This window comes from Pseudoalteromonas sp. THAF3 (assembly GCF_009363775.1).
Classification (GTDB): Bacteria; Pseudomonadota; Gammaproteobacteria; order Enterobacterales; family Alteromonadaceae; genus Pseudoalteromonas; species Pseudoalteromonas ruthenica.
Genome location: NZ_CP045418.1, coordinates 1,778,150 through 1,791,064, shown reverse-complemented (window position 1 = coordinate 1,791,064; position 12,915 = coordinate 1,778,150). Strand labels below are relative to the sequence as shown.

General features: G+C 50.0%; 7 protein-coding genes. 6 read left to right on the top strand and 1 reads right to left on the bottom strand.

Going from position 1 to position 12,915, the window contains the following annotated elements; translation table 11 throughout:
* Genes malQ through FIU82_RS08195 form a run of 6 tightly spaced genes read left to right on the top strand, consistent with a single transcriptional unit; the run spans position 1 to position 11,621 of the window.
* On the top strand, positions 1-2,004 hold the full coding sequence (malQ, locus tag FIU82_RS08220; protein WP_152440814.1) for a 4-alpha-glucanotransferase: 2,004 nt from the start codon (positions 1-3) through the stop codon (positions 2,002-2,004).
* A complete protein-coding gene (gene glgB, locus FIU82_RS08215; protein ID WP_253946306.1) occupies positions 1,985-4,246 on the top strand; it encodes a 1,4-alpha-glucan branching protein GlgB in 2,262 nt (753 codons plus the stop codon). Before malQ ends, glgB begins: the two co-directional genes overlap by 20 nt.
* The gene (glgX, locus tag FIU82_RS08210; RefSeq protein WP_152440813.1) at positions 4,239-6,314 is read left to right on the top strand and encodes a glycogen debranching protein GlgX; all 2,076 of its coding nucleotides are present in this window, start codon (positions 4,239-4,241) and stop codon (positions 6,312-6,314) included. The genes glgB and glgX overlap by 8 nt, the downstream gene beginning before the upstream one ends.
* Positions 6,311-8,806 carry a glycogen/starch/alpha-glucan phosphorylase gene (locus FIU82_RS08205; protein ID WP_152440812.1) on the top strand — a complete coding sequence of 832 codons (2,496 nt, stop codon included), beginning with the start codon at positions 6,311-6,313 and terminating at the stop codon, positions 8,804-8,806. Before glgX ends, FIU82_RS08205 begins: the two co-directional genes overlap by 4 nt.
* Positions 8,807-8,808: 2 nt before the next feature.
* A complete protein-coding gene (gene glgC / locus FIU82_RS08200) occupies positions 8,809-10,101 on the top strand; it encodes a glucose-1-phosphate adenylyltransferase (RefSeq protein WP_022946538.1) in 1,293 nt (430 codons plus the stop codon).
* 2 nt (positions 10,102-10,103) lie between these two features.
* On the top strand, positions 10,104-11,621 hold the full coding sequence (locus tag FIU82_RS08195) for a glycogen synthase (RefSeq protein ID WP_152440811.1): 1,518 nt from the start codon (positions 10,104-10,106) through the stop codon (positions 11,619-11,621).
* 40 nt (positions 11,622-11,661) lie between these two features.
* On the opposite strand, the gene FIU82_RS08190 is transcribed toward FIU82_RS08195, so the two are convergent.
* Positions 11,662-12,696 (bottom strand): GGDEF domain-containing protein, encoded by a 1,035-nt coding sequence (locus tag FIU82_RS08190; protein WP_022946540.1) that lies wholly within the window; start codon positions 12,694-12,696, stop codon positions 11,662-11,664.
* Between the last annotated feature and the right edge of the window lie 219 nt (positions 12,697-12,915).

Genomic DNA, 12,915 nt, shown 5'->3' with positions numbered 1-12,915 from the left:
ATGCAGACGCTGGCACAAAGCCTCTATCTGATGGGGGTTGGCGACAGCTACGTGGATTACCAAGGGCAACTGCAACAATTTGATCAAGCGTTGCGGGTAAAAGTGCTTGAGGCCATGGGGGTCGATGTTGATAACCTCGACGCCTTAGCCGCGCTTAACTATCAGCTTGATGCGGCCCCTTGGCAGCAACTTTGCGATGACATTATGGTTATCTCGGAGCCTTCGCCACGTTTAGTTATCCGCCTGAGCGAGGCGCAGTTTCAGCGGCAGCAGAGTGCAAGCTTGCACCTAGAGGTGAACGCAACACACGCTAACTGGTGCATTAGCCAAGGGCAAGTCACCGGTGACTACGTGATTGATGGCTGTCGCTACCTCGCACTTAGCTATGAACTGGGTCAAGGTTGGTTGGCGCCTGGGTTTTACGCCGCTCGGGTCCGCGTCGCAGAGCATAGCGCTGAGCTAGAGCTGTGGTGGGCGCCACAACACGTTTATCAAGGCGCTTATGGCCAGCAAGCAGCTGTTAAAAGTGTGGGGTTATCGTGCGGCTTGTACACCTTGGTGAGCGAACACGGGGTGGGCATGGGTGATTTTGCGGATCTTAAAGCGCTGCTGCGCGAAGCCACTGCGTTATCCATAGATTATGTGCTACTTAATCCCTTGCACTTACTCGATTGTAATGATGCCAGTAGGCATAGCCCGTACAGCCCTAGCAGCCGCATGCTTATCCATCCGCTGTACATTGCCGTTCAGGATTCACCGGAATGTGATGCGGCGATTTTGGCGCAGCTTAATGAGGCTAAAAGGCACTATAGCAATGTAGCAAGTGCGCCTTGGCTTGATTACGAGCAAGTCTATGCGCTTAAGCTGCCATTATTACACGCGTTATTTGAGCGTTTTTGCACCACAGCAAGTGCTGAGCGCAAGGCCGAATTTGCACAGTTTAAAGAGCAGCACCGTGTGGCTCTTGATACCTTGGATGAACCAGATGATGAGCAGGCTTGTTATTGGCAATGGCAAGCCTGGCTGCAGCGCCAAGAATGCCAAAATATAGCGCAAGAGGCGGGTATGGAGTTGGGCCTTATCAATGATTTGGCCGTTGGCGTGAGTGACGGTGGTGGCGAGTTTAATCGTTACCGAGCACTGTTTACCCCCCATGCCTGTATTGGTGCGCCGCCGGATGATTTTGCGCCACAGGGGCAAAATTGGGGCATGCCAGCATTGTTGCCGCAAGCGATGAAGCGCCACCGGTTTGCCTATGCCAAAGCGTTATTTAGCGCCAATATGCAAGGGGCAGGGGCGCTGCGTATTGATCATGTGATGGCGTTGATGCGCATTTGGTGGTGTGTCGATGAGCAGGGCTGTTATGTCTATTACCCCTTTGATGAGTTGTTAGCGCTAATAAAAATACTCAGTCATCAACACCAATGTGTGGTGATTGGTGAAGATTTAGGCGTGGTGCCAGAGCAAGTACGACAGGCCTTGGCACAAGCGCAGATATTCTCCAACACCGTGTATTACTTTTGTTACCAGCACTCAGCCTTTAGCGCGCCGCAACACCTTGATGGGCAGACCTTATTGATGATCAGCAACCACGATTTACCGCCTTTTGCCCAGTGGTGGCAGGGCGATGATCTTAATCAAGCGCTGCAACTGGCGCTTATCAGTGCAGAGCAAAAACAGTCGTTATATGAGCAACGTCAAAACCATCAAAGCGCGCTGATTGAGCGACTCACCCAACAAGGGCAGTCGGTTTCGTTACACAGCACCAGTGCCGATGTATATCGCGCCTTGTGCCGGGCACTTGCCCAAGGAAGTAGTAAGTTATTGACCCTGCAACTTGATGATTTAGACGGCCAACATGCGCCGGTCAATATCCCCGGTACGCACCGTGAATACCCGAACTGGCGACGACAGTTGAGCCAATCTGCTGTCGCTATTTTAAAGCAGCAACAGCAGTTTATCTGTGAACTGACTAGGAGTCGTCATGGAACATGCAATGATTGATAATACGCCACTTCCTGATTTAGCCGATGCTGTTTGCGCCCTTGAAGGGGCGCAAGTGGGTGAGCCGCGACAGCTATTGGGCCATCAATGTATTGACGGCAGCTGGTATGTGATTCTCTACAAGCCCGGTGCTTTGGCGGTGGAGGTGCAATTTGCCACTCACACTTGTATTGCCCAGCGCTATTCAGACTCCGAGGTATTTATCGCGCCAGCGCAGGCGGAATTTGTTCCGTATCAGCTCTGTGTTACTTACCCAGAGGCTGTGGTGGTTCAGGCCGACCCATTTTGCTTACCCCTAGGGCTCAGTGCCGCCGATTTATATTATTTCCGCCAAGGCACAGAGCAACAGGCGCAGCGCCACCTTGGCGCCCATATGATGACCCTGCAAGGCCACCCTGGCGTACGTTTTAGTGTGTGGGCTCCTAATGCCCTCGCGGTGAGTGTGACTGGGGATTTTAACCACTGGGATAGTCGCCAGCACCCCATGGCGCGGGTTGAAGACAGCGGTGTTTGGGCGATTTTTATACCCGATGTAGCGCCGGGCCAATGCTACAAGTACCATATTCGTACGTTATCGGGCGAGGCCTTACTAAAAGCCGACCCCTATGCATTTGCTACAGAGCTGCCGCCAAATACCGCCTCGCGTGTCAGTGCAGTTACGTTGCCTAAAGCGCTGGATGAGCAAAGCTATGAGCAACGCGAGCGCCGCAATGCCATCGATGCGGCCATTAGTATTTATGAGCTGCATATTGGCTCTTGGCGGCGCACCGCCGATAACCAATTTTTAAATTACCGTGAGTTAGCCGCGCAATTAATTCCGTACGTTGAAGAAATGGGGTTTACCCATATTCAATTAATGCCCGTTAGCGAATTCCCCTTTGATGGCTCTTGGGGATATCAGAGCACCGGCCTTTTCGCGCCTACCTCGCGCTTCGGCAGCGGCGATGATTTTGCCTATTTCTGCGCGCAATGCCGTGCGCACAATATTGGTGTGCTAATAGATTGGGTGCCGGGGCATTTCCCGGCAGATGCTCACGGTTTAGGGCGTTTTGATGGCACGCATTTGTATGAGCATGCCGATCATCGCCAAGGGTATCATCCAGATTGGCATACCTATATTTACAATTATGAGCGCCAAGAGGTACGTAGCTTTCTCACCTCTAGCGCCAGCTTTTGGTTAGAGCAATACGGGGTAGATGGATTGCGCGTGGATGCCGTGGCATCGATGCTATACCTTGATTATAGTCGTGAGCATGGGCAGTGGTTGGCCAACCACTTGGGCGGGCGAGAAAACCTCGGTGCTATTGCTTGCCTGCAGCAAATCAACAGTGTGTGCTATGGGCGAAATCGCGGCATTATGATGGTCGCAGAGGAATCGACCGCGTGGCCTGGAGTCACACAAACCACCGACAGTGGCGGCTTAGGGTTCGGTTTTAAGTGGAATATGGGCTGGATGAATGACTCATTACGCTACATGCAGTTAGACCCGATTTACCGCCAATACCATCACCACGACATGACCTTTTCCATGGTCTATGCCTACAGTGAAAATTACATTTTGCCTTTAAGCCATGATGAAGTCGTTCATGGTAAAGGGTCGCTGCTGAGTAAAATGCCAGGAGATAGTTGGCAGCAACATGCGAACCTGCGCGCCTATTTAGGTTTTATGTGGGCTCATCCTGGCAAAAAGCTGCTATTTATGGGCGGCGAGTTCGCTCAGCAGCGCGAGTGGGATCATAACCATGCGCTGGATTGGCACCTGCTTGATGACCCAGCGCACCAAGGCATGCAGCGTTGGGTTAAATGCCTGAATCAGCTTTATCGTTCTTACCCGGCTCTGCATGAAAATGACTGTGATGAGCGTGGGTTTCGGTGGTTAGATGGGAATAATAGCCAGCAAAGCATTTACAGCTTTGTACGTATTGCCAGTAGCCGCCCGCAAGTCGTGCTCGCGGTTGTGAATATGACGCCTCAAGTACATCATGATTTTCGCATTGGTGTGCCTCACGCTGGTAGTTACCGAGTTATCGCTAATAGCGATGAGAGTCAATACTTCGGCAGTGGCGTTAGGGTGTGCGCTGAGCGACCTGCAAATAAGCAACTATCCCCATCGGAGCCACTCTATTCAGAGCCACTCCTTTCGGAGCCTCTACCCTGGCATGGGCAAAGTCAGTCTATCAGCATCTGTGTGCCGCCATTGGCTTGTGTTTATCTGTTGTGGGAGGCACCTGATCATGAGTAAATTTATTACCAAGCCGGGCGTTGGTGCTCCCTTGGGGGCTTATATTGATGATCAAGGGGTTAATTTTTGCTTGTACTCGCGTCATGCCAGTGCCGTGTACTTGTGTCTGTATGATGCTTCTGGGCACAGTGAAATTGCACGCATAGTCCTGCATAAAGGTGAACCCGGGTATTGGCATGTTCATGTTGCAGGGGCTGCAAAAGGGCAGTTATATGGCTATCGTGTGGATGGTCCTTTTGCTCCTGAACAAGGGCAGTTGTTTAATATTAACAAGTTGCTGCTCGACCCTTATGCACACTCGCTATTTGGTGATTTTCAACACAGTATTCGCCACCGCGCTATTGATGAGCAAGGTAAGCTATGTCCGTTTGATAATGCTCACTTAATGCCTAAAGCACAGGTAACCGCGCTGAGCCAGTATAAAGGTAAACGCCCGGAGATTGCCTGGCATGACACTGTTATTTACGAATGTCATGTCAAGGGGTGGTCGCAGCGCCACCCCGATATTGAGAACGCCCAACGCGGGTGTTTTGCAGCCTTAGCAACGCCGCAATTCATTGAGCATATCAAGGCGCTAGGTGTGACCAGCATTGAGCTTATGCCCGTGCAGCAGTTCATTAGTGAAGCGTTTTTACAGCCACTCGGGCTGAGTAATTATTGGGGCTATAACACCCTGAGCTTTTTCACTCCGCATAGTGATTATTTGGTTAGCGGCGATGTGCACGAATTTCAAGCCATGGTCGCGGAGTTACATCAACACAATATCGAAGTGCTGATTGATGTGGTTTACAACCACAGCTGTGAAGGCGAAGCCCTTGGCCCTTGTTGCCACCTAAGGGGCATCGATAATCGCAGTTATTATCGCCTTGATGAGCAAGGCCATTATATTAACGACACCGGCTGCGGTAACACCTTAGATTTAACCCAACAGGGTGCGTTGCGCTTGGTCATGGACAGCTTACGGCATTGGTATCGGGTATATGGGGTTGATGGTTTTCGTTTTGACTTGGCCAGTATTTTAGGCCGAGAGCGCCATGGTTTTAGCCCTGAACATGTCTTTTTTCAATGCCTTGCTCAAGACCCGGTATTACAACACGCGAAACTGATTGCCGAGCCTTGGGATATTGGCCCCGGAGGTTACCAGCTTGGCGCTTTTCCTGCTCCATGGCGACAGTGGAATGACCAATATCGCGATGTTGTCAGGCGGTTTTGGCGCGGCGATAGCGATTTACTGGGGGTGTTAGCCAAGCGCTTGCATGGCTCTGCCGACATTTTCAGCGCCACCGGCATGGTGCCAAGCTACAGCATTAATTTTATAACCAGTCATGATGGCTATACCTTGGCCGACCTGGTCAGCTATGAGCAAAAGCATAATCACGCCAACGGAGAGCACAATCAAGACGGTCATAATGCCAACTACAGTTGTAATTATGGTGTGGAAGGGCACAGCGACGATGCCCACATCAAGTTACTGCGTTTGCGAGCACAAAAAAACTTACTGCTCACCTTATTACTTTCCAAAGGCGTGCCCATGCTCAGCGCCGGCTCGGAAATGGGGCACTCACAGGGGGGCAACAATAATGCATATTGCCAAGATAACGCCATTAATTGGCTTAGTTGGCACGATGTCTCTCGCCACCATCCGTTAGCACTGTTTATCAGCGATGTGCAAAGGCTGCGTCGTGAATTCGCCATTTTTACGCACCCGGAGTACATCCATGACAACGATCCGCGCTTTGTGATTGCTTGGTATCGCCCTGACGGGCAGCCGATGAGCAATGACGATTGGCATGACCCCTCGCTGCATACCTTGGTGTATTACAGTATCGATACCCAGGCCCATCACTATTTATGTGTGGTACTGCATCGCGGCGGGCGCGAGCAAGCGCTGCGCTTAGTGAGCCCTGATAATACGCCACTGCAATGGCACCTGCGCTTGAGTACGGATGAACACAGTGTGTCTGCAACGCAGGGCATCGCTGTGGATCAAGAAATAACCTTAACTCCCTGTAGTGGTTGGGTGTTTAGTAACGTTGAAAACAAACACAATACAAGGCAAACACTATGACTACGTCTGGCACTGTATGCCACCCTGTGGATTGGCAGGATGCGCCGCTACTTGATAGCGAAACGTTGGCCGATGATTTGGCTCGCCATTTTCACTATACCCTCGGGCGCGACAAGGTGGGCGAATCGCAGCATTATTTGTATCAAGCACTGGCGCTGACAATACGTGATAGGCTGGTGGCCCGCATGCGACAAACCCGCAATGTCACCACCTCAGTGCCAACACGAAGAGTGGCCTACCTGTCGTTAGAGTTTCTCATCGGACGTAGCTTAAATAACGCTACTTTAAACCTAGATATGGCTGCTGAGGTGAGCGCCGCATTAGCCAATTACTGCGCCGAGCTCGAACATATAGCCAGCGCTGAGCACGACGCTGGTTTAGGAAATGGTGGTTTAGGGCGTTTGGCTGCGTGCTTCTTAGATAGCTGTGCGACCATGGCCTTGCCGGTCACAGGTTATGGTATTCGTTATGAATACGGCATGTTTAATCAACGCATTGATAATGGTCAGCAAATAGAGCAGCCCGATCATTGGCTGCGTGAAGGCCATCCATGGGAATTACCAGCACCGGATAAAACCGTGCGGGTGAAGTTTTTTGGTCATGTCGATATTTATCGAGATCATCAAGGCCGCGAGCACCGCCAATGGCTGGACACCCAAGATGTGTTAGCTGTGCCTTATGATGTGCCCGTGCCAGGCTATGGTAATGATATCGTCAATACCTTACGGCTATTTAAAAGTGAGGCCACCGATGAGTTTGACCTTGATGAATTCAATGCTGGTGGCTATGCCGAGGCTGTGGCGCAAAAAAACCTCGCCGAGCAAATTTCCATGGTGCTGTATCCCAATGACAGCAGTGAAAATGGCAAAGAGCTGCGCCTGCGCCAACAATATTTTCTCTGTAGTGCCGCACTGCAAGACCGCCTCAACCAATGGATAGCAATCAAAGGCGCACAGTTTACAGATTTTGCCGATTATCATGTATTTCAACTCAACGATACGCATCCCAGTATTGCCGTAGCTGAATTAATGCGCCTGCTTATCGACGAACACTGCTTGAGTTGGGACGATGCTTGGCAGATAACCACTCGTACCATGGCCTACACCAACCACACCTTGTTACCTGAAGCGCTGGAAAAATGGTCTGTGGCTTTAATGCAACGGCTACTGCCGCGTTTGATGCAAATTATCTATGAAATTAACGCACGGTTCTTAATCTTAGTCGCCAAACAGTGGCCCGGGTGTGCACAAAAACAGCGTGCTTTGTCGCTTATTGAAGAGGGGGCAAATCCCCAGGTGCGTATGGCTTATTTAGCCATCGTTGGCAGTTATTCTGTCAATGGGGTGGCGGCGCTGCATAGCCGCTTACTGAAAGAGCAGTTGTTTGCAGATTTTTATGCGCTGTGGCCACAGAAGTTTAATAACAAGACCAATGGGGTCACACCTAGGCGTTGGCTATCCCATTGTAACCCCGAGCTGGCAAAGTTGATCACCGCCAAAATAGGCGATGATTGGGTAAAAGATTTCGCGCATATTAACCGTATTCGCCGTTACTACGATGATGATAGCTTTATTGCCGCGTGGCAAAAGGTAAAACAAGCCAACAAAGCGCGGCTGTGCGAGTTGGTGCAACAGCGCTGCGCCGTGCAATTTGACTCGACCATGCTGTTTGATGTGCAGGTGAAGCGCATTCATGAATATAAACGCCAGTTGCTCAATATTTTGCATGTGATTCATTTATACCGGCGCATTTGTGATGGCGATACGCAAGGCATGGTGCCCCGTTGTGTGCTGATCGGAGGCAAAGCGGCCCCCGGTTACGATATGGCTAAGCGCATTATTAAGTTGATATGTAATGTTGCCAACACCATTAACGATGACCCCCGTGCGAAGGCATGGTTAAGGGTGGCGTTTTTACCGAATTACAATGTCACAGCGATGGAAACAATTTGCCCTGGAGCGGATTTATCAGAGCAAATATCCACGGCGGGTAAGGAAGCGTCAGGCACCGGCAATATGAAGTTTATGATGAATGGCGCACTGACCATAGGCACCCTGGATGGCGCCAATGTGGAAATGCTTGAAGCACTCGGTGGCGAGCACTTTTTTACTTTTGGCGCCAAGATTGAGCAAATTGACGATATCCGTAGGCACTATAGCGCACGCGCTATTATTGATAACGACCCGCAGCTGCAAAAAGTAATCGCTTTGCTACAAAGCGGTCATTTTAATTTGTGTGAGCCGAATATTTTCGCTCCCATTATTAACCTCCTTTATGACGATAGCGATCCTTGGCTTACCTGTTATGACTTTGCCAGTTACTGCCAAGCTCAACAAGCTGTCAGCGAAGCTTATCAAGACCCTCAACACTGGACTCAAATGAGTATTTTAAATACCGCTGCCTCTGGTCAGTTTTCCAGTGATCGCACTATTGCCCAATACAGTGAAGACATATGGCAGTTACAGGCCATGCCAACGTGCCAAGGAGAATAACGATGCCAAGTTATGCAAATCGATACATTAGTACTTTAACCCGTGATACTTACGCCTTGATCCTCGCTGGAGGCAGGGGATCGCGGTTACATGAGCTGACCAACTGGCGCGCCAAGCCGGCCGTGTATTTTGGGGGTAAGCATCGCATCATTGATTTTCCGCTGTCGAACTGCATCAATTCGGGGATACGTAGGGTCGGGGTGGCGACTCAATATAAGTCGCACTCGTTAATTCGTCATGTACATCGCGCCTGGGGACACTTTAAAAAAGAGCTCGGTGAGTCAGTAGAGATTTTACCCGCGTCACAGCGCTACGGCGATGAGTGGTATTGCGGCACTGCCGATGCGGTATTTCAGAATATGGACATCATTCGTCATGAGCTACCCCGTTATGTCATGATTTTATCAGGCGATCATGTTTACCGTATGGACTACGGGGCGTTACTGGCAAAACATGTAGAAACGGGCGCCGATATGACGGTGTGCTGTATTGAAGTCGATACCGAAGAGGCTGCCAACACCTTTGGCGTTATGACCGTCGACGAACAAAACCGTATTCGCCGCTTTGATGAAAAGCCCGCTGTGCCGAATGAAATTCCAGCAAAGCCGGGTCGGTGCTTAGCTTCGATGGGCAACTACGTGTTTAACACTGAATTTTTATTTGAGCAATTGCAAAAAGATGCGCAAAACAGCTGCTCGGGGCGAGATTTTGGTCACGATATCATCCCGGCAATCATCGACAATCACCAGGTATATGCCTTCCCATTTACCGATCCGAGCATGTCTGGGCAGCCCTATTGGCGTGATGTTGGCACCTTAGATTCGTTTTGGGAAGCGAATATGGAGTTGGTTGAACCGGAGCCGAAATTGGATTTGTACGACCCCACTTGGCCCATTTGGACCTATCAAGAGCAATTACCGCCAGCGAAGTTTATTTTTGATGACGATGAACGCCGGGGGATGGCGGTGGATTCAACGGTTTCCGGTGGCTGTATTATTTCCGGCTCGCAAGTGCGCAAATCGCTATTATTTTCTAATGTGCACGTGCACTCATTTTGTCAAATTGAGCAAGCGGTGGTGCTCCCCGGTGTGGTCGTTCATCGCGGTTGCCATATTAAGCGAGCGATCATTGACCGGGGCTGTGAGATACCTGAAGGACTGACCATTGGCTTAGATCATGAGGAAGATATTGAACACGGCTTTCGCGTATCCAAAAATGGCATTGTGTTGGTAACGCGCGATATGTTGGCGGCGCTTGCGCAAAAAACCGATGCCCAGAGTCAGCAGCGAGCGTAATAATGAAATCAGTGTTATTTGTTTGTGCTGAGAGTAGCGCCATTGTCGGTGCGAAAGTGGGTGGAGTGGCTGATGTGGTGGGCAATGTGTCAAAAGCCTTGGCCGAGCAAGGTACTCAAGTCGATGTCATTTTGCCGCATTACCAATGTATGGAGCTCATTGAGGCGCAGCCCTGTGCCGAGGTGCAGGTTCACTTTGCTCACCAACGGCTTAATATACAGCTTTTATTGGTAAGCAAACGCGATGGAGTCAGTCACTATGTGTTGTCGCATCCGTGGCTGTGCAGTGAACATGTTTATCATCACGATGAAGATGGCCGGCCCTTTGCCGCAGACGCCAGTAAGTTTGCCTTATTTTGCTTGGCGGTGGCACAGGCAATAGAGCAAGGTGTACTGGCGGCTGATGTGTTGCATTTACATGATTGGCACAGCGCCACGTTGGCGGTGCTTCGTGCTTATGGCAACGATTTGCAAAGACTAAAAGCCATGCACACGGTGTACACCATTCACAACTTAGCATTGCAAGGAGTGAGGCCGTTTGCCCACGACCCGTCGGCGCTTGAATCGTGGTTTCCATGGTTAAGCTACGATGGCCAGCGTATTTGCGATCCGCGCTATCCCCATTGCTATAATCCGATGCGCGCTGCCATTGAACTATGTGACAAAGTGCACGTGGTCTCGCCCCAGTATATGCAAGAGGTTCAGCGTCCAAGCAATATGGAGCATGGTTTTATCGGTGGAGAAGGGTTGGAAAACCAGTTGGTTGCCGCGCAGCAGCAAAATCGGTTGTTGGGCATCCTCAATGGCTGTGACTACCAAAGCGAGTCGGTAAATTACACTCAAAAACGGTTATGGCAGCTCGCTGAGCAGGCTGTATTACTATGGATGGGCAAGGCCAATCAGTTAAGCGCGAGTCATTACATCGCCCATGTTCGCCTGCAACAATGGCGTGCCAACGAGGTCACACCCTGGCTATGCTCTGTAGGGCGGATCAGCCCGCAAAAAGTCGCGCTATTGCTTGATGATGATACGCTGGGTGAACTGTTGCGATGTTTAGCTGAGCAAGGCAAGCACTTTATGATGCTGGGCTCTGGCGACCCGGCGCTTGAAGCGTTGCTAACACAGGCGATGGCCGAGCATGACAACTTCTTGTTTGTACGTGGTTTTGCCCTGGAATTGGGTGATGCGATGTACCAGCTTGGGTCATTATTTTGTATGCCCAGTTCATTTGAACCATGTGGCATCAGTCAGCTTTTAGCGATGCGCGAGGGCACGCCCTGCTTAGTACATCAAGTAGGCGGCCTTAAAGACACCATTGCCGAAGGCGTCAATGGTTTCACCTTCACAGGCAATAGCCCAAAACAGCAAAGTCGGCAGCTACTCACTGCCTTGCAGCGTGCTCTTGATGTTTATCATAACGATCCAGCTCAGTGGCAGACATTGTGCGCGCAAGCCAAAAACACGCGCTTTGACTGGCACCAAGTCGCCATCAGTTACCTTGAGCAGTTGTACACCCATTAGTTGCGGCGCAAACGACTCAGCGACACCCTGGGGAGGCGGCCTAAAACAGGTCGATATCCCCTTCATCCTGATTAGCATTGTCCGGTGAAATTGCGCCGGATTGCACAAGATCATCAAAAAAGTGCAGCTGATCACGGCCATTATTTTTTGCATAATAAAGTGCTTTGTCGGCGTTCTCTAATACGCTGATGGGGAAGTCATAAGGGCTGATACGAGCCATCCCCACACTGACTGTCAGCGTTTTTACAAAGGGGAAGTGGGTGTTGCGCACATGGTCCATAAACGCCTGCATTTTTTCATTGATATCTTCTTGTTTGCAAGGCTCAAAAATAAGAACAAATTCTTCGCCGCCGAAGCGAAACATTAAGTCTGAAGCGCGGAAGAAGCCGCGCATCTGCTGCGCCAAGATAAGCAATACCTCATCACCACAGACATGACCATAGTTATCATTAACTTGTTTGAAGTGGTCGATATCCACCATTGCTAACCACGAGTAACTCTCGGGTTGGCGCTTGCGGTTATTATTCTCTCGGTTATGGGCTTTTTGGTTCATCACTTGCTTTTCTAGCAGGCGTTTAAATTTACGCTCAAAGGTTTGCCGATTTAGTAATCCGGTCAGCTTGTCGCGCTCATTCTCATGTAAAATGGTTAGGTAATTTTCGTAAATACGACAAAAGGCGTTTAGTAACACTTGTTGTGATGAGCTCAAGTGATTACTGACCACCTTGATGGCGACCACAGGTTTATCAAAAATCGAAATGGGCAGCCAACGATGCTCAATGCCATTGTTGTTCTGTACGGTAATGATACAAGCAGATTGTAAACACGAGAGAAGTTCAGATTCAGGGGATTCTACAATGTGTGTGTCGTGCCATTGATATTGGCCGGCATTCTCATGGTGTAGCACCAGGCTGCACTCGATGACCTTGCGGCCAAAGTCCTGTAAGTCCTTATAAACTGCTATCTCTTGGCACTGTATGAACTCTTGTAGGGTGGTGACTAGGCTGTATTCGAGGGAGTTTACATCTCTGGTTTTAGTAATTTTGATAACCGAGTTTAATAATTCTTCTTGCATGATTCGGTAGGCCCTATAAATTTACCACATAATGCGACCTACGTGGTCGCTAGCCCTGAGTATAGTCAATATATAAAAACCGGGACGTCCATTTCCGTCATTGTCATATTTTCTTCTCTTTATTGTTCCGACCTATATGCTTGGCATCTTGCAGCTCGGCTCGCAGCGAGTAATGGCCTAACACGTTGCTTGTAATCAAAAAAGGGAATTTGAATCTAA

What these genes read in the sequence shown, in the direction of transcription:
- FIU82_RS08205 (WP_152440812.1), top strand. Translation starts at nt 6,311, where the DNA reads ATGACTACGTCTGGCACTGTATGCCACCCTGTGGATTGGCAGGATGCG.
- FIU82_RS08190 (WP_022946540.1), bottom strand. Translation starts at nt 12,696, where the DNA reads ATGCAAGAAGAATTATTAAACTCGGTTATCAAAATTACTAAAACCAGA.
- FIU82_RS08195 (WP_152440811.1), top strand. Translation starts at nt 10,104, where the DNA reads ATGAAATCAGTGTTATTTGTTTGTGCTGAGAGTAGCGCCATTGTCGGT.
- malQ (WP_152440814.1), top strand. Translation starts at nt 1, where the DNA reads ATGCAGACGCTGGCACAAAGCCTCTATCTGATGGGGGTTGGCGACAGC.
- glgB (WP_253946306.1), top strand. Translation starts at nt 1,985, where the DNA reads ATGGAACATGCAATGATTGATAATACGCCACTTCCTGATTTAGCCGAT.
- glgX (WP_152440813.1), top strand. Translation starts at nt 4,239, where the DNA reads ATGAGTAAATTTATTACCAAGCCGGGCGTTGGTGCTCCCTTGGGGGCT.
- glgC (WP_022946538.1), top strand. Translation starts at nt 8,809, where the DNA reads ATGCCAAGTTATGCAAATCGATACATTAGTACTTTAACCCGTGATACT.